The 16,272-nt window shown below is 67.2% G+C and carries 15 protein-coding genes; 8 read left to right on the forward strand and 7 right to left on the reverse strand.

Annotated features, from left to right (window positions below):
• Window positions 1-9 precede the first annotated feature (9 nt).
• A complete protein-coding gene (locus KVG96_RS25410) occupies window positions 10-1,683 on the forward strand; it encodes a putative bifunctional diguanylate cyclase/phosphodiesterase (RefSeq protein WP_217894485.1) in 1,674 nt (557 codons plus the stop codon).
• A gap of 54 nt (window positions 1,684-1,737) precedes the next feature.
• Here KVG96_RS25410 and KVG96_RS25415 read toward each other — a convergent pair whose 3' ends face one another.
• Window positions 1,738-3,129 carry a NorM family multidrug efflux MATE transporter gene (locus KVG96_RS25415; protein WP_217894486.1) on the reverse strand — a complete coding sequence of 464 codons (1,392 nt, stop codon included), beginning with the start codon at window positions 3,127-3,129 and terminating at the stop codon, window positions 1,738-1,740.
• Window positions 3,130-3,286: 157 nt separating this feature from the next.
• Here KVG96_RS25415 and KVG96_RS25420 point away from each other — a divergent pair, with 157 nt between their 5' ends.
• Together KVG96_RS25420 and KVG96_RS25425 are read left to right on the forward strand one after the other, a co-directional pair.
• Window positions 3,287-4,207: a LysR substrate-binding domain-containing protein gene (locus KVG96_RS25420; protein WP_217894487.1), complete on the forward strand. Its 921-nt coding sequence runs from the start codon at window positions 3,287-3,289 to the stop codon at window positions 4,205-4,207.
• 182 nt (window positions 4,208-4,389) lie between these two features.
• Window positions 4,390-6,366: a methyl-accepting chemotaxis protein gene (locus KVG96_RS25425; protein WP_217894488.1), complete on the forward strand. Its 1,977-nt coding sequence runs from the start codon at window positions 4,390-4,392 to the stop codon at window positions 6,364-6,366.
• Window positions 6,367-6,617: 251 nt separating this feature from the next.
• Here KVG96_RS25425 and KVG96_RS25430 read toward each other — a convergent pair whose 3' ends face one another.
• The 3 genes from KVG96_RS25430 to KVG96_RS25440 all read right to left on the reverse strand — a co-directional run bounded on the left by KVG96_RS25430 (window position 6,618) and on the right by KVG96_RS25440 (window position 10,413).
• Window positions 6,618-8,111 (reverse strand): YifB family Mg chelatase-like AAA ATPase, encoded by a 1,494-nt coding sequence (locus KVG96_RS25430; RefSeq protein ID WP_217894489.1) that lies wholly within the window; start codon window positions 8,109-8,111, stop codon window positions 6,618-6,620.
• Window positions 8,112-8,246: 135 nt separating this feature from the next.
• Window positions 8,247-9,143 (reverse strand): EamA family transporter, encoded by an 897-nt coding sequence (locus KVG96_RS25435; protein ID WP_217894490.1) that lies wholly within the window; start codon window positions 9,141-9,143, stop codon window positions 8,247-8,249.
• A 28-nt stretch (window positions 9,144-9,171) separates the two neighbouring features.
• Window positions 9,172-10,413, reverse strand: a complete 1,242-nt coding sequence (locus tag KVG96_RS25440; RefSeq protein ID WP_225927568.1) for an MFS transporter — start codon at window positions 10,411-10,413, stop codon at window positions 9,172-9,174.
• Window positions 10,414-10,568: 155 nt separating this feature from the next.
• Here KVG96_RS25440 and KVG96_RS25445 point away from each other — a divergent pair, with 155 nt between their 5' ends.
• Window positions 10,569-11,024: a winged helix-turn-helix transcriptional regulator gene (locus KVG96_RS25445; protein ID WP_217894492.1), complete on the forward strand. Its 456-nt coding sequence runs from the start codon at window positions 10,569-10,571 to the stop codon at window positions 11,022-11,024.
• 94 nt (window positions 11,025-11,118) lie between these two features.
• On the opposite strand, the gene KVG96_RS25450 is transcribed toward KVG96_RS25445, so the two are convergent.
• On the reverse strand, window positions 11,119-11,379 hold the full coding sequence (locus tag KVG96_RS25450) for an accessory factor UbiK family protein (protein WP_085581192.1): 261 nt from the start codon (window positions 11,377-11,379) through the stop codon (window positions 11,119-11,121).
• A gap of 413 nt (window positions 11,380-11,792) precedes the next feature.
• Between KVG96_RS25450 and glnK the strand changes: the two genes are divergently transcribed.
• The 4 genes from glnK to sutA all read left to right on the forward strand — a co-directional run bounded on the left by glnK (window position 11,793) and on the right by sutA (window position 14,576).
• Window positions 11,793-12,131, forward strand: a complete 339-nt coding sequence (gene glnK, locus KVG96_RS25455) for a P-II family nitrogen regulator (RefSeq protein ID WP_002555808.1) — start codon at window positions 11,793-11,795, stop codon at window positions 12,129-12,131.
• 35 nt (window positions 12,132-12,166) lie between these two features.
• Window positions 12,167-13,504 (forward strand): ammonium transporter, encoded by a 1,338-nt coding sequence (locus KVG96_RS25460; RefSeq protein ID WP_085581189.1) that lies wholly within the window; start codon window positions 12,167-12,169, stop codon window positions 13,502-13,504.
• Window positions 13,505-13,719: 215 nt separating this feature from the next.
• Window positions 13,720-14,145, forward strand: coding sequence for a secondary thiamine-phosphate synthase enzyme YjbQ (locus KVG96_RS25465; protein WP_217894493.1), 426 nt, complete (start codon window positions 13,720-13,722; stop codon window positions 14,143-14,145).
• 101 nt (window positions 14,146-14,246) lie between these two features.
• Window positions 14,247-14,576, forward strand: coding sequence for a dormancy-specific transcriptional regulator SutA (gene sutA, locus KVG96_RS25470; RefSeq protein ID WP_085581184.1), 330 nt, complete (start codon window positions 14,247-14,249; stop codon window positions 14,574-14,576).
• A gap of 90 nt (window positions 14,577-14,666) precedes the next feature.
• On the opposite strand, the gene KVG96_RS25475 is transcribed toward sutA, so the two are convergent.
• Entirely contained in the window at window positions 14,667-15,374 is a 708-nt protein-coding gene (locus KVG96_RS25475) for an HAD family hydrolase (protein ID WP_217894494.1), read from the reverse strand.
• Window positions 15,371-16,270 (reverse strand): tyrosine recombinase XerC, encoded by a 900-nt coding sequence (gene xerC / locus KVG96_RS25480; RefSeq protein ID WP_217894495.1) that lies wholly within the window; start codon window positions 16,268-16,270, stop codon window positions 15,371-15,373. Before xerC ends, KVG96_RS25475 begins: the two co-directional genes overlap by 4 nt.
• Window positions 16,271-16,272 lie beyond the last annotated feature (2 nt).

Genomic DNA, 16,272 nt, shown 5'->3' on the forward strand with positions numbered 1-16,272 from the left:
GGAGTCAGCTTGTCTACGCCTGTCGAACCCTTGCGTTTGCTGCTGCTGGCCGAAGAGCCGGCCTGGACAGCGTTGTTGCGCGAGTGCCTGGCGCCGATGGGCAGCTCGGCGGTGCTGATCGGCGCGCCGGACTGGGATTCGGTCAGCCGCCTGTTCGAAGACAACCGCCACGCGGTGCTGCTGACCGTGCCGGGCCTGCAGCCGGCGCCCGGGCGCTGCAGCCTGCCGACGGTGCTGCTTTTGGAGCACGAGCCGGCGAACCCGCCCGACGGCGTCAGCGACTGGCTGGTGCGCGACGCGCTCGACACCGGCATGCTGCGCCGCTGCCTGCGCCATGTGCGCGAGCGGGGCGTGCTGGAGAACACCCTGCAACGCCTGGCCGAACAGGATCCGCTGACCGGGATCGCCAACCGCCAGGGTTTCCAGACCCTGCTCACGGCCCGCCTGGCCGAAAACGACGGCCGGGGCCTGGCCCTCGGGCACCTGGACCTGGACAACTTCCGCCACGCCAACGACGCCCTCGGCCACCAGGCCGGCGACCGCCTGATCCTGCAGGTGGTGGCGCGGCTCAAGAGCCAGTTGGAGGCCGGCGATCAGCTGGCCCGTCTGGGCAGCGACGAATTCGCCCTGTTGATCGACACCCGCCGCGCCCCGCAGCGCGCCGAGTGGATGGCCGAACGCATCACCGAAGCGCTGGCCGAACCCTACTGGATCGACGGCGAGAGCCTGCTGATCGGCTCCAGCCTGGGCATCGCCCATGCCCGCGCCCACGCCGGCGCCGACCCGCTGATGTGGCACGCGCACATCGCCATGCAGCAGGCCAAGAGCACCCAGGGCTGCACCTTCCACATCTTCAACGAACGGATCAACCGCAACGCGCGGAGCATGGCCGACCTCGAAAGCGAGCTGCGCCGGGCCTTGCGCCGCGACGAGCTGGAGCTGCACTACCAGCCGCGCCTGAACCTGGCGGACGGGCAGATCGTCGGCCTCGAGGCCCTGGTACGCTGGCGCCACAGCGAGCGCGGGCTGCTGCCGCCCAGCGAGTTCGTGCCGCTGGCCGAGCAGAGCGGGCTGATCGTGCCTTTGGGCTACTGGGTGATCTCCCGGGCCCTGCGCGACATGCAGGCCCTGCGCGAGCACGGCCTGCCGGCGCTGCACATGGCGATCAACCTGTCGTTCCGCCAGTTTCAGGACAGCCAGCTGCTGCCTACCCTCAGCCGCCTGATCGCCGAGCGCGGCGTCGAGGCCCAGTGGCTGGAGTTCGAACTCACCGAAACCGCCGTGATGCGCCGCAGCGACCTGGTCAAGCAGACCATGGACGCCCTCGGCCGCCTCGGCGTGCGCTTCTCGCTGGACGACTTCGGCACCGGGTTCTCCTCGTTCGTGCACCTCAACAGCCTGCCGATCACGCTGCTCAAGATCGACAAGAGCTTCGTCGGCGGCATGGAACAGCGCGAAGAGAACCGCAAGCTGGTGCACGCGATGATCAACCTGGCGCACAACCTGCACCTGGAAGTGGTGGCCGAGGGGGTGGAGACCGCAGAACAGATGGCGTTGCTGCGCGGCTTCGGTTGCGATCAGGTGCAGGGCTACCTGATCAGCAAGCCGCTGCCGCTGGCGGAGCTGGTGGCCTACCTCACGGTCGGCTCCGGCGAAGAGCCGGCGCTGGACGTGGTGGTCTGAGCGGGTCACCCGGCCTGCTGGCGATGGCGTCAGTCCAGGCGCTGCGCGTCAGGATCATTCGGCCTGGGCGACCGCGAACGAGTCCGAAGGCTCGTGCCGGATCATCCGCTTCATCTTCCACTCGAACCCCAGCGTCAGGCACACCGCCGCGCATGCCAGCCCCAGCGCCAGGCCCCACCAGACGCCGGTCGGCCCCCAGTGCAGGTGGAACGCCATCAGCCACGCCGCCGGCGCGCCGATCAGCCAGTAGCAGCCGAGCCCGACCAGAAAGGTGGTCTTGGCGTCCTTGAGCCCGCGGATGCAGCCCATGGCGATGGTCTGGACGCCGTCGAACAGCTCGAACCACGCCGCCACCATCAGCAGGCTGACGGCCAGGCGGATCACCTCGGCGAAGGCCGGGTCGTCGTGATCCAGGAACAGGCCCACCAGCGGATCCGGCAACAGCCAGAACACCATGGCGAAGCACAGCATCACCGCCGCGCCGAAGGCGATCCCGACCCGCCCGGACATCCGCGCGTCGAGCAATTGCCCGGCGCCGTAATGCTGGCCGATGCGCATGGTGATCGCGTAGGACAGCCCCGCCGGCACCATGAACGCCACCGAGACGATCTGCAGGGCGATCTGGTGCGCCGCCAGTTGCGTGCTGCCCATGGTGCCCATGCACAGCGCGGCGAAGGCGAACAGCCCGACCTCCACGGCATAGGTGCCGCCGATCGGCAGGCCCAGGCGCCACAGTTCCTTGAGGTACTGCCGGTTGAGGCGCGACAGGCCCTGGCGCAGCGGGTAGGCGTCGTAGGCCGGATGCCGGCGGATGTGCCAGGCCAGCGCCAGCGCCATGCAGTTGGCGACGATCGCCGTGACCAGGCCGATGCCGGTCAGCCCCAGTTTCGGCAGGCCGAACAGGCCGGTGATCAGCGCGTAGTTGAGCAGGAAGTTGGCCACGGTGCCGGCCAGGCTGATGACCATCACCGGCGTCGCCCGGCCGATGGCGCTGGTGAAGCCGCGCAGGGCCATGAAGCTCAGGTAGCCGGGCAGGGCGAACGGCAAGGCCAGCAGGAACTGCCCGGCGGCGTTGACGTTGGTTTCGGTCTGGCCGAACAGCAGCAGCACCGGTTTGAGGTTCCACAGCAGCAGGCCGGCGCCGAGGGCCATCAGCCAGGCCAGCCACAGCCCGGCCTGGGTCAGCCGGGCGGCGCCGAGGATGTCGCCGGCGCCCTGACGGATCGCCACCAGGGTGCCGACCGCCGCGATCACGCCGATGCAGAAGATCGACACGAACGAATAGCTCGCCGCGCCCAGGCCGCCGCCGGCCAGGGCTTCCGGGCTCAGGCGCGCCATCATCAGGGTGTCGGTCAGCACCATCAGCATGTGCGCCAACTGCGAGGCGATCAGCGGCCCCGCCAGCCGGAGGATGGCCCAGAGTTCGGTACGCACGGGACGCTGCATGGTCGTCACATCCTTTTAATCGAGGGAGCAAGAGACCGTCGATTCTCGCGGTTCGGCGAGGTTGGCACAAAGGGATAAAAAGGATGGGTGGCATGATTAAAACTCATCCAGGGGCATTTCTGATAAGTTGGCGCCATCCCGCAACCGGAGCCTTGTCATGTCCCGTCGTCTGCCGCCCTTGTATGCCCTGCGCGCATTCGAAGCAGCGGCGCGGCACAGCTCGTTCACCCGTGCCGCCGAAGAGTTGTCGATCACTCAGAGTGCGGTCAGCCGGCATGTCCGCACCCTCGAGGAGCACTTCGCCTGCCGGCTGTTCCACCGCAGCGGCCGCAACCTGCAACTGACCGAATCGGCGCGCCTGCTGCTGCCCGGCATCCGTGAGGGTTTTGCGGCGCTTGAGCGGGCCTGCAATACCTTGCGCGCCGAAGACGACATCCTGCGCATGAAAGCCCCGTCGACCCTGACCATGCGCTGGCTGCTGGCGCGGCTCAGTCGTTTTCGCCATCTGCAGCCGGGCAACGAGGTGCAACTGACCAGCGCCTGGATGGACGTGGACTCGGTGGACTTCAACAACGAACCGTTCGATTGCGCGGTGCTGCTCAGCGACGGGCATTTTCCGCCGGACTGGGAAGCCAGCCTGTTGTTCCCGGAAGAACTGATCCCGGTGGGCGCGCCCAACCTGCCCAATGACCGGCCCTGGGACGCGGCCCGCCTGGCCGCCACCGAACTGCTGCACCCGACCCCCGACCGGCGCGACTGGCGCAGCTGGCTGGAGCGCATGGGCCTGTCCGAGCAGGTGTCGCTCAAGGGCGGGCAGGTGTTCGACACCCTGGAGCTGGGGATGATCGCAGCGGCGCGGGGCTACGGCGTATCGATGGGTGACCTGCTGATGGTGGCCGAAGATGTGGCTCAAGGGCGGTTGAGCCTGCCGTGGCCCACCGCCGTCGCCAGCGGCCTGAACTACTACCTGGTGTGGCCCAGGACCCGCCCCGGAGGTGAACGTTTGCGCCGCCTCAGCGATTTCCTTCAGGGCGAAGTCCGGGCGATGGAGTTGCCGCAGGTCGCGCGCTTGAGCTGAATCGTTCGAGCCAGCACAATGCCGGCCCTGGGCCATAACCCTGTTGTGCGCTCAAGTATTCGCTTTCACCGCCGAATACGTCCAAGTGGAACCGTCGTGCCGGTCCGCGATACACCCCCATTATTAGAATATTTTCCGAGCCGTGATCAGGGAGGATCCGCAGGCCCGGCCAGGAGCTGTCCATGTCTCAACCCCGCGCCCGGATCGCCTCGCAGCTGGGCCTCGCGCTCGCCGTGATACTGGCGGTCGTCATCAGCGGCAGTACGGTGTTCGCCTTGCGTTCGCTGGATTCGGCCAACCTCGCCACCCGTGAAGAGCACCTGGCCAGCGAGGCGCGCCTGCTGGCCGACCAGCTGAGCACTTTCCACGGCACGCTGCGCGAAAGCACCCAGCGCCTGAGCGGGCTGTTCGAGAAGCGCTTCAGCGCGGGCCTGAGCGTCCATCCGGACGAGCCGGTGACCGTCGCCGGCACCCGCACGCCTGGCCTGCACCTGGGCGGCGAGGTGTTGAACAACAACTTCAAGGAAGTCGACGAGTTCAAGCAGATGACCGCCGGCGTCGCCACGCTGTTCGTGCGCAGCGGCGAGGACTTCATCCGCGTCAGTACTTCCCTGAGCAAACAGGACGGCAGCCGGGCCATCGGCACCGTGCTCGACCACGCCCACCCGGCCTATGCGCGGTTGATGGCGGGGCAGGGCTATGTCGGCCGCGCCTTGCTGTTCGAGCGCCTGTACATGACCCAGTACACCCCGGTGCGCGACGGTAGCGGCAAGGTGATCGCGGTGCTGTTCGTCGGCTTCGACTACACCGATGCGCAGAACGCCCAGTTCGACAACCTCAAGCGCTTCCGCATCGGCCAGACCGGCTCGCTGGCGCTGCTGGACGAGCAGAGCAAATGGCTGGTGGCCCCGGCCGGCGTGCAGGCGCCGGAGCAAGCGGTGTCGGTGGTCGCCGGCCTGGCGAAGACGCCGGGCAAGGGCCGCTTCTGGAGCGACAGCGCTGAAGACTTCTACAGCATCGCCGTACCGTTCGACGGCGGGCCGTGGTCGGTGGTGGCGAGCATGCCGAAAAGCGAGATCCGTGCCGTGACCTGGAGCGTCGGCACGCAACTGGCCATCGGCAGCCTGCTGGCGATGCTGCTGGCGGTGGGTTCCGTGGTCTGGCTGCTGCGCAGCAAGCTGCAGCCGCTGGGGGATCTGGTGCGGCAGGCCGAGGCGCTGGGCGCCGGCGATCTGAGCGTGCGCCTGGACGTCTCGAGCCACGACGAGATCGGCCAGCTGGCCCGCGCCTTCAACCAGATGAGCCAAGCGTTGTCGACCATGGTCGAGCACATCCGCCGTTCCTCCGAAGAGGTCAACCGCCGGGCCCAGGCGCTGTCGGGCTTGTCCGGCGGTGCGTACGAAGGCATGGAGCAGCAGTCCGGCGAAATCACCAGCATGGCCGGCGCGGTCGAAGAGTTCAGCGCCACCTCGCTGAACATCGCCGACAACATGGGCAACACCCAGCGCCTGGCCCAGGAAAACGCCCAGCAGACGCAGATCGGCCGCACCTCGATGGAAGAAGCGTCTTCCTCGCTGGAGCAGATCGCCGGCGCGCTGAACACCACGGCGACTGTCATCAACACCCTCGGTCAGCGTTCCCAGGAAATCGGCGGCATCGTCAGCGTCATTACCGCTATCGCCGAACAGACCAACCTGCTGGCGCTCAACGCCGCCATCGAAGCGGCCCGTGCCGGTGAGCAAGGCCGCGGCTTCGCGGTGGTGGCCGACGAGGTGCGCAACCTGGCTTCGCGCACCCGTCAGGCGACCGACGAGATCTCCGGCATGATCCAGAGCATCCAGCAGGAGACCGGCAACGCCATCAGCACCATGGAGCAAGGCAATGCGCTGATGCAGGAAGGCCTGTCGCGCAACGCCAACGTCGCCTCGGCCCTGGCGCGCATCGACGAGCAGAGCCGCTCGGCGGGCCAGCAGTTCGCGGCGATCACCACCGCGACCCAGGAGCAGAGCAGCACCGCGACCTTGCTCAGCAGCAACCTGCAGAGCATCGCGCTGGCCAACAGCGAGCAGCGGGAAGTGGTGTCCAACCTGGCGGTCACCGCCAAGGAACTGGAGAAGCTGGCGGCGGACCTGCGTTCCGAGGTCGACCGCTTCCGCTGAGTCGCCCCTGACATCGCTTCGCGGGCAAGCCCGCTCCCACAGGTTGACCGGTGCTACCGGATCCCGTGGGAGCCGCACCACCGCGTTCCCCTCGGGGAGCGGGCCTGCCCGCGATGACGGCGGTCCATCCGACATCGATGTGCCGGACAGTCCGCCATTGCCAGCAGGCCGGTTCCTGCAGTTCTAGCCGCACCACCGCGTTCCCTGTGGGAGCGAGCCTGCTCGCGATGGGGCCGAGGCGGTTCCCGCCTCTACTGTGTCGCCGGTCGGTACTGCAGCGCCTCCGCCAGATGGTCGCGGCGGATGTCGTCGCAGCGTTCGAGGTCCGCCAGCGTCCGCGCCACCTTGAGCAGGCGGTGCGCCGAGCGCAGCGACAGCGTCAGGCGCTCGCAGGCCGATTCCAGCCACGCCTCGTCGGCTGCGGATAACCCGCAGTGGCGCCGCAGCCCCGGCAGATCCAGGAAGGCATTGGCGCACCGTTGGCGCTTCTGCTGACGCTCCCGGGCCTCGGCCACTTGCCCGGCGGCGCTGGCGCTGTCTTCCCCCGGTTTCATCTGCGGATTCAACGCCGTGGCTTCCCGCGCCACCGTCAAGTGCAGGTCGATCCGGTCCAGCAGCGGCCCCGACAGCTTGTTGCGGTAGCGCTGCACCATGTCCGGCGTGCACGAGCAACGGCCGGTGGGCTCGCCAAGGTATCCACAGGGGCACGGGTTCATCGCCGCCACCAGCTGAAAGCGCGCCGGAAAGCGCACCCGTTCCTTGGCCCTGGCAATCACGATGTGGCCCGACTCCAGCGGCTCGCGCAGCACCTCCAGCACCTTGCGGTCGAACTCCGGCAGCTCGTCGAGGAACAGCACGCCGTGGTGGGCGAGGGTGATTTCCCCGGGCTGCGGTTTCGAGCTGCCGCCGACCAGGGCCGGCCCGGACGCCGAGTGGTGCGGCTGGCGGAAGGGGCGCTGCGGCCAATGGGTCAGCGGCGCGCCGTTGGCGACCGACTGAATGGCCGCGACCTCCAGCGCTTCGCTCTCGGCCAGCGGCGGCAGCAGCCCCGGCAAGCGGCTGGCCAAAAGCGTCTTGCCGGTGCCCGGCGGTCCGCTGAACAACAGGTTGTGGGCGCCTGCCGCAGCGATCAGCAAGGCGCGTTTGGCGGCCGCCTGGCCCTGCACCTCGTTGAGGTCGGGATAGGGTTTGGCGGCGTGGATCAGACCGTCCGACACGTACGGCTCGACCGGTGTATGCCCGTTGAAGTGCGCCACCGCCTGCAACAGGTGATCCACCGCGATCACCTTCAGCCCCGACGCCAGGCACGCCTCCTCGGCGTTGGCCCGCGGCACCACCAGCGAGCGTCCGGCCCTGCGCGCCGCCAGCGCCGCCGGCAGCACCCCGCGCACCGGGCGCACGGCGCCGGACAGCGCCAGTTCGCCCAGGCATTCCACGTCGTCCAGGGTCAGGGTCGGCACCTGCACGCTGGCCGAGAGGATACCCAAGGCGATGGCCAGGTCGAACCGCCCGCCGTCCTTGGGCAAGTCCGCCGGGGCCAGGTTCAGGGTGATCCGCCGCGCCGGAAACTGCAGCCCGGAATTGATGATCGCGCTGCGCACCCGGTCCTTGCTCTCCTTCACCGCCGTCTCGGGCAGGCCGACCATGGTCAGCGACGGCAGGCCGTTGGCCAGGTGGACTTCGACGGTGACGGCGGGGGCCTCCACGCCGATCTGGGCGCGGCTGTGGACGATGGCGAGGGACATGGGCGTTCCTTGAAATGGGCGGGGCCGCTTCCTGCGGTGTCTCAAGGGTAGACGGGGGAAACGGATCCGGCGGCGGGCGCGGGGCGGCAAACCTTCACCGGATGTTGCGGCAGGCGCTCCCGGACGCCTGCCGCTTCAGCCCGAAGTGCGCGCAGGACGCGCCGGCACAGCATTGCGGATGCGCTGCCCGTAAAGGCCGACGACGAGGCCGAGGACGATCAGGATCACCGTCAGCACCTTGTTCAGCGGCACGCTTTCGTTGAACGCCACGACCGAGCCGAGCATGCCGAAGATCGGCACCAGCAGCGACAGCGGCGCCACCGTGGACACCGGATAGGTCTTGAGCAGCGAGTTCCAGATCCAATAGGCGAACAGCGTGTTGGGGTAGACCTGGAACAGGATCGACAGTACGGCGGTGGTGTCGACCTGCTGGACGAACGCGCTGTAGCCGGCGCTGCCGTTGACGGCGTAGTCGAGGGCGAACAGCGGGATCGGCGCGAAGGCGCTGGACCACACCAGGAAACCGAACACGTCCCGGGTGTTGGCTTTCTTGTTGATGAGGTTGGCGACGCTCCACGACGCCGCGCCCGCCAGCACCAGCACGACGCCCGTCAGGCTGACCGAGCCGTCACTGATCCTGATGATGCACAGCAGCCCGGCGAGCGCGATCAGCATGCCCAGCACCTGGAAGCGGGTCAGGGCTTCGCGGAATACCCAGCCGCCCAGCAGGAGGGTGAAGAACGCGCTGAACTGCAGCACCAGCGAGGCGATGCCCGCCGAGAGCCCGGCCTTGATGCCCAGGTTGACCACGCCCCACAAGCCGATGCCGAACACCAGCCCGTAGCCGATGAGGTAGCGCCAGGGCACGGCGGGCCTGCGGATGAAGAAGATCGCCGGCAGCGCGCAGAGACTGAAGCGGATGCCCGCCAATATGAACGGGTCGACGGTGGCCAGTCCCAGTTTGATCACCGAGAAGTTGATGCCCCAGATGGCCGTGATCAGTACGGCCAACGCTACGTGCAGTGGTTTCATGGTCGGTTCGCTTTCAGGAGGAGGGGGTTCATCGCGCTGCGGACTCAAGGTTCAGGCATGCCCAGTACAGCAGCGCGACGCCGCTGATGGCGGCGCCGAGCAAGCACACGCTCATCCAGCCGCCGTGGGCGTAGGTGTAGGTGGCCGCGGCGGCGCCCAGGCCGCTGCCGACCGAGTAGAAGCACATGTAGGCACCCGCCAGGCGGCTTTGCGCGTCGGGCCGGGCGGCGAAGATCAGGCTCTGGTTGGTCACGTGCACCGCCTGCACGGCGAAGTCCAGCAGCACCACGCCGATGACCATGGCCAGCAGGGAGCTTTCGACGAAAGCGCTGGGCAGCCAGGACAAGGTCAGCAGCGCCAGGGCGATACCGGTGGTGCGGTTGCCCAGGCCCCGGTCGGCCAGTTGCCCCGCCTTGGCGGCGGCCAGGGCGCCGGCGACACCGGCCAGGCCGAACAGGCCGATCTGGGTGTGCGACAGCGACAGCGGCGGTGCGCTCAGCGGCAGCACCATCGAGGTCCACAGCACGCTGAAGGCGGCGAAGATGAGCAGGGCGAAGGTGCCCCTGACGCGCAGCGTGCGTTCGCTCAGGTACAGCCGCAAGACCGAGCGCAGCAACTGCCGGTAGCTGCCGGCGGCCGACGGCGTGGCGGACGCCGGCAGGGTGCGCTGCAGCACCAGCGCCATGCCGGCCATCAGGGCGGCCGAGACGAAATACACACCGCGCCAACCCGCCAGGTCCGCCACGGCGCCGGAGACGAAACGGGCCAGCAGAATGCCCAGCACCACGCCGCTGGTGACGGTGCCGATGGCCTGGCCACGCTGTTCCGGGCTGGCCAGGGCGGCGGCGTAGGCGACCACCACCTGCACCACCACGGCCATCAGGCCCACCAGCACCATCGCGCCGAGCAGCGTGAGCCAGTCCTGCGACAGGCCGACCGCGCACAGGGCGACGGCGGACATCAGCAACTGCGTCAGGATGAGTCGCTTGCGGTTCAGCAGATCGCCCAGCGGCACGATGAACAGCAGCCCCACCGCGTAACCGGCCTGGGTGGCGGTCACCACGACGCCGATGGCGCCGGGCGCGACCGCTAGGCTCGCGGCCATGGACTCCAGCAGCGGCTGGGCGAAATACACGTTGGCCACCGCCATGGCGCAGGTGATGGCGAACAGCAGCGTCCGGTAGCGGCCGGGCGTCGGCGCCGGGCGTTCCCGACAGGCCGGGGCAGCGGCCTCGAGATCCGTTGTCGAGGGCGTTTGAGGATCCGGCATCGCGACATCCATCCTTGAGCTGATGTGGTTTCGAAACAAAACCGATGCGTGGATTTTTACCCAATCAGGTTTTAATATGCAACCAGTTGTGTGAAGCACGTTCCTCTGACGCCAGCGGCGTCTTTTGTCCCTTTGTCGATTGAATCCGGAGACCCATGGCCAGACAGCAGCAACTGGCGCAAAGCGAATGCCCCGTGGCCCGCACGCTCGAAGCCATCGGCGACCGGTGGGCGCTGATGATCATCCGCGACGCCTTCGACGATGTCCGCCGGTTCACGGAATTCCAGAAACGCCTGGGCCTGGCCCGCAACATCCTCACGGTCAAGCTCAAGATGCTGGTCGAGTTGGGCGTGTTCGAGGTGCGGCCGGCGTCCGACGGCAGTGCCTACAAGGAATACGTGCTGACCGAGATGGGGCGCTCCGTGTTTCCCATCGTGGTCAGCCTGCGCCAGTGGGGGGAGCGCTTCCTCTTCAAGGAAGGCGAGTGCCATTCGGTGCTGCTGGACGACGAACTGTCGGAGCCGATCGAGACCATTGCGGTCCGCTCAAGGTCGGGCAAGGTGCTGTCCCCGGCCGATTGCCACCGGCGGGTGGTCAAGCGCGGCGCCTGAGGCGCGGGACGCCTTCACCGGATACGCGAACCCCACACCGCAAGGCGTGGGGTTTTTCATGGGCTGCCGAACCGCAGCCCGGCAGGCTGCGGCCTCACTCGGCCGGCGGGTTCAGCTTGGCCTCAAGCTCCGCGACTTTCGCCTCGAGACTTTCGAGGCGGGCGCGGGTGCGGGCCAGCACCACCATCTGACTGTCGAACTCTTCGCGGCTCACCAGGTCCAGTTTGCTGAAGGCGCTCTGCATCAGCATCTTGAACTGGCTTTCGATTTCGGCTTTGGGCAAGGGCGTGTCGCCGCTGAACAGACGGGAGGCGGTGCCGCTCAGGGCGTCGAGGAAGTCTTTGGGCGCGAGCATGGGAAATGTCCTGGAAACAATGGCCGGCAGTGTATCACGCAGTGTCTATAGTCATTGGCGCCGGCAGGGATGCACGCTTTTCGCGCAGGCCGCCGGACGGCGGCGCACCGTTGTTGTGCGTATCCCGGGTGCCATTTTAGTGATGGCCACTGCCGACGCGGCCAAGGGATTGAAATCAGTGGGTTTTGGCAAGGTGGCAAGCTTTCTGCTTAGTCGGTGGTGACCCATGCACTGATGCAGTCGCTGTGATGAATGCAGTGCGGCAGGCGGAGCGGGGAGTTTCGTCTGATGCGGTTAGCTGGCGTCGGTCGGGCCGGCAGGGCCGACGATGCGTTACAAAGCCAGGCACTGCGCTTAGACTTGAGTCGGGTTTGTTTTCCTGGGGCAAGTCCACCAATTCGGGAGAGAGTTTCATGAAGCTAGTCACTGCCATCATCAAGCCGTTCAAGCTGGACGACGTGCGCGAGTCGCTGTCCGAAATCGGCGTGCAGGGCATTACCGTCACTGAAGTCAAAGGCTTCGGCCGGCAGAAGGGTCACACCGAGCTGTACCGCGGCGCGGAATACGTGGTCGATTTCCTGCCCAAGGTGAAGATCGACGTCGCCATCGACGACAAGGACCTTGATCGGGTCATCGAGGCGATCACCAAGGCCGCCAACACCGGCAAGATCGGTGACGGCAAGATCTTCGTGGTCAATCTGGAACAGGCGATCCGCATCCGTACCGGCGAAACCGATACCGACGCCATCTAAGCCGCCACAAACCCAACGCCCCAGGAGAAAACAAAATGACTCTGCGTAAATTCGCAGGGCTAGGAGCCCTGTTGCCTATCGTAATGCCCGGCCTGGCCATGGCGGCAGACGAAGCGGCGGCCCCGGTCCTCAATTCCGGCGACACGGCCTGGATGCTCACCTCCACGGCCCTCGTGCTGTTCATGACCATCCCCGGCCTCGCGCTGTTCTACGGCGGCATGGTCCGTTCGAAAAACATCCTTTCCGTGATGATGCAGTGCTTCGCCATCACCGGCCTGATCAGCGTCCTGTGGGTCATCTACGGCTACAGCATCGCGTTCGACACCACCGGCATGGAGCAGGGCGTCGTCAACTTCAACTCCTTCGTCGGCGGCTTCGGCAAGGCGTTCCTCGCCGGCATCACCCCGGCCAGCCTGACCGGCCCGGCGGCGCTGTTCCCCGAGGCGGTGTTCGTCACCTTCCAGATGACCTTCGCGATCATCACCCCGGCGCTGATCGTCGGTGCGTTCGCCGAGCGGATGAAGTTCTCCGCCATGCTGGTGTTCATGGGCATCTGGTTCACCGTCGTCTATGCGCCGATCGCGCACATGGTCTGGTCCGGCAACGGCGGCCTGATGTGGGACTGGGGCGTGCTCGACTTCGCCGGCGGCACCGTGGTGCACATCAACGCCGGTGTGGCCGGCCTGATCGCCTGCCTGGTGCTGGGCAAGCGCAAAGGCTTCCCGACCACCCCGATGGCGCCGCACAACCTGGGTTACACCCTGATGGGCGCGGCGATGCTGTGGATCGGCTGGTTCGGCTTCAACGCCGGCTCCGCCGCCGCCGCCAACGGCACCGCCGGCATGGCGATGCTGGTCACCCAGATCGCCACCGCCGCCGCGGCGCTGGGCTGGATGTTCGCCGAGTGGATCACCCACGGCAAACCGAGCGCACTGGGCATCGCCTCGGGCGTGGTGGCCGGCCTGGTGGCGATCACGCCGGCCGCCGGCACCGTCGGCCCGATGGGCGCGCTGGTGATCGGCCTGGCGGCGGGCGTGGTCTGCTACTTCTGCGCCACCAGCCTGAAGCGCAAGCTCGGTTATGACGACTCCCTGGACGCCTTCGGCGTGCACGGCATCGGCGGCATCCTCGGCGCGATCCTCACGGGCGTGTTCGCCGCGCCGTCGCTGGGCGGTTTCGGCACCGTCACCGACATCGCGGCGCAGGTCTGGATCCAGTGCAAGGGCGTCGGGTTCACGGTGATCTACACCGCGGTCGCCACCTTCGTCATCCTCAAGGTGCTGGACGCCGTGATGGGTCTGCGCGTGACCGACGAGGAAGAGTCGGTGGGCCTGGATCTGGCTCAGCACAACGAGCGCGGCTACAACCTGTAAGCCGGCGCCATGAAAAAACTGCCCGGTTCGCCGGGCATTTTTTTGTCCGGAATTTGTCATCTGCGATACCGCCGGAAGGTTTTCGCACATGGCTTCGGCGCTGTCGCAGGCGGGGGTGTTTATGCGGCCAATGGCTTACACCGCTGAAGGAATATTAGGGCCTTTGTTTTTTTCCAGAGCGCGCTAGAATGCGCCCCGAACGTGCGGAGAACTGTATGTGGCAACAGACTCTGATAACCCTGCGGGCACGGCCCCGGGGCTTTCATCTGGTGACGGACGAGTTGCTGGCCGGCCTGCCCGGACTCAAGGCATGCAAGGTCGGTCTGTTGCATCTGTGGCTGCAGCACACCTCGGCGTCGTTGACTGTCAACGAGAACGCCGATCCGGCGGTACGTCGCGACTTCGAACGGTTTTTCAATCGTCTGGCCCCACAAGGAACGGACGGCTATGAGCACAACGACGAAGGCCTGGACGACCTCCCGGCGCACTTCAAGGCCAGCGTGCTGGGCTGTCAGTTGAGCCTGCCGGTTTCGGCGGGAAAGCTGGCGCTGGGCACCTGGCAAGGCGTTTACCTGGGGGAGCACCGCGATCATGGCGGTGCCCGCAAAGTCCTCGCCACCCTGCACGGTGAAGGGGCATGAGCCGCTGGTCAGCAGCGGCGGATGATTTTTTCCGGCGACTTTCGACAGTTGCCTAAGCTGGTCTATAACTAATCTGCTTTTCGCAAGTCATGAGGTAGAACATGAGCGACGATGATCTGGAAAACGACGACCTCGAAGTAGGCGACGAAGACGATACCGAAGAAGGTCTGGAAGCGGCGGCCGACGATGTCGCCGAGGACAGCGATGACGGCGGCGATGCACCTGCCCCGGCCGCTAAAGGCAAGGCCAAGGCTGCGGTCTCGGTCGACGAGCTGCCGAGCATGGAAGCCAAGAACAAGGAACGCGATGCCCTGGCCAAGGCCATGGAAGAATTCCTTGCCCGTGGCGGCAAAGTGGTGGAGGTGGAGGCCAATGTGGTCGCCGACCCGCCCAAGAAGCCCGACAACAAGTACGGCAGCCGCCCTATCTGAGGCGCGTCGCCCGCTTGCCGAAAAAGCCCGCCGTCGCTGCGGGCTTTTTCATGGGCGGCTGAAAGGGCTGGCTCCTACGCGGGCATGGCGTCAGCGGGAGAGGGCATTCCAGCGCGCGAGCACGGCCGGCAAGTCGGTCAGGCTGCGGATCTCGGCGTCCGGCAGGCGCTCCGCTTCCCAGGCCTTGCCCGCCGGGTTGAACCAGATCGCCCGCAGCCCGGCCTGCTGCGCCCCGGCGATGTCGTCCCCCGGATGGTCGCCGATGTGCACCGCCGCCTCGGCGCTCGCGCCGCCCCGCTGCAAGGCCTCGTGGAACAGCCGGGCGTCCGGTTTGGCGATGCCGATGTCTTCGGCGCACAGGGCGAACTTGAAGTAGTCGGCCAGCCCCAGCCGGCGCACGTCGGCGTTGCCGTTGGTGACCACGCCCAGGGCATAGTGGTTGGCGAGGATCTCCAGCACCGGCTCGACCTCGGGGAACACCTCGATCTGGTGCCGTGCGTGCAGGAACACCTCGAAGCTCCTGTCCGCCAGGTCCGAGGCCTCGCCATGGGCGTAGCCGGCCTCTTCCAGCGCGTGGAACAGCACCCGCCGGCGCAGCGCGCTGATGCGGTGCTTGAGCCCGGGCTCGCCGGCCAGCACCCGTTCGCGGATGGCCCACAGGTGCTCCACCGGCACCGCGCCCAGGTTCGGCGCATGTTCGCCCAGCCATTGGCGCAGCACCGCTTCGGCGCTGAGGATCACCGGCGCGGTGTCCCACAGGGTGTCGTCGAGGTCGAACGTGATCAACTGGATGCTCATGAATCCTCGCCTTTGGTGCGTTTGGCCCGTGGATGGGCGCTGTCGTAGACCGCCGCCAGGTGCTGGAAGTCCAGGTGGGTATAGATCTGGGTGGTCTTGATGTCCGAGTGGCCGAGCAGTTCCTGCACGGCGCGCAGGTCCTGCGAAGACTCCAGCAGGTGGCTGGCGAAGGAATGCCGCAGCATGTGCGGATGCAGGTTCTGCCCCAGTTCCCGTTCGCCGGCGAGCTTGACCCGCACCTGGATCGCCCGGGGGCCGAGGCGCCGGCCCTGCTGGCTGACGAACACGGCGTCGTCCGCCGGATTGGCCAGGGCGCGCAGCGGCAACCAATGCTCCAGCGCTTCGCGGGCCTTGGCGCCCACCGGCAGCAGGCGGGTCTTGCTGCCCTTGCCGAGCACCTGGACCATGCCGTCGGCGAGGTCGAGCTGGTCGAGGTTCAGGCCCGTCAGCTCCGACAGGCGCAGACCGGAGGAATAGAACAGTTCCAGGATCGCCTGGTCCCGGCGCGCCATGAAGTCGTCCTCCACCGCGCCTTCGAGCAGTTGCAGCGCCCGGTCGGTGTCGAGGGTCTTGGGCAGGCGGCGCTCGCCCTTGGGGGGCGTCAGGCCGGTGGCCGGGTCGTGGTCGCAGAGGCCTTCACGGTTGAGGAAGTGATAGAGCCCGCGCACCGCCGAGAGCAGGCGGGCGAGGCTGCGCGAGGACTGTCCTTGGGCGTGGAGGCGGGCGATCAGGCTGCGCAGGCGCTGGATGTCCAGCGCCTGCCAACTGCCGATGTTCTGCCTGGCGCACCAGCCGAGCACCTTGTCGAGGTCGCGGCGGTAGGCCGACAGGGTATGCGGCGACACCTGCCGCTCACTGCGCAGGTGTTCGCAGTAAGCGTCCAGTTGCCGTTCCATGT

This window comes from Pseudomonas ekonensis (assembly GCF_019145435.1).
GTDB lineage: Bacteria > Pseudomonadota > Gammaproteobacteria > Pseudomonadales > Pseudomonadaceae > Aquipseudomonas > Aquipseudomonas ekonensis.

Excerpts from the sequence above, each read along its gene's own strand:
- xerC (WP_217894495.1), bottom strand. The coding sequence starts at position 16,270 with ATGGAACGGCAACTGGACGCTTACTGCGAACACCTGCGCAGTGAGCGG.
- KVG96_RS25475 (WP_217894494.1), bottom strand. The coding sequence starts at position 15,374 with ATGAGCATCCAGTTGATCACGTTCGACCTCGACGACACCCTGTGGGAC.
- glnK (WP_002555808.1), top strand. The coding sequence starts at position 11,793 with ATGAAGCTAGTCACTGCCATCATCAAGCCGTTCAAGCTGGACGACGTG.
- KVG96_RS25415 (WP_217894486.1), bottom strand. The coding sequence starts at position 3,129 with ATGCAGCGTCCCGTGCGTACCGAACTCTGGGCCATCCTCCGGCTGGCG.
- KVG96_RS25465 (WP_217894493.1), top strand. The coding sequence starts at position 13,720 with ATGTGGCAACAGACTCTGATAACCCTGCGGGCACGGCCCCGGGGCTTT.
- KVG96_RS25460 (WP_085581189.1), top strand. The coding sequence starts at position 12,167 with ATGACTCTGCGTAAATTCGCAGGGCTAGGAGCCCTGTTGCCTATCGTA.
- KVG96_RS25435 (WP_217894490.1), bottom strand. The coding sequence starts at position 9,143 with ATGAAACCACTGCACGTAGCGTTGGCCGTACTGATCACGGCCATCTGG.
- KVG96_RS25425 (WP_217894488.1), top strand. The coding sequence starts at position 4,390 with ATGTCTCAACCCCGCGCCCGGATCGCCTCGCAGCTGGGCCTCGCGCTC.
- KVG96_RS25420 (WP_217894487.1), top strand. The coding sequence starts at position 3,287 with ATGTCCCGTCGTCTGCCGCCCTTGTATGCCCTGCGCGCATTCGAAGCA.
- KVG96_RS25445 (WP_217894492.1), top strand. The coding sequence starts at position 10,569 with ATGGCCAGACAGCAGCAACTGGCGCAAAGCGAATGCCCCGTGGCCCGC.
- KVG96_RS25450 (WP_085581192.1), bottom strand. The coding sequence starts at position 11,379 with ATGCTCGCGCCCAAAGACTTCCTCGACGCCCTGAGCGGCACCGCCTCC.
- KVG96_RS25430 (WP_217894489.1), bottom strand. The coding sequence starts at position 8,111 with ATGTCCCTCGCCATCGTCCACAGCCGCGCCCAGATCGGCGTGGAGGCC.
- sutA (WP_085581184.1), top strand. The coding sequence starts at position 14,247 with ATGAGCGACGATGATCTGGAAAACGACGACCTCGAAGTAGGCGACGAA.
- KVG96_RS25440 (WP_225927568.1), bottom strand. The coding sequence starts at position 10,413 with ATGCCGGATCCTCAAACGCCCTCGACAACGGATCTCGAGGCCGCTGCC.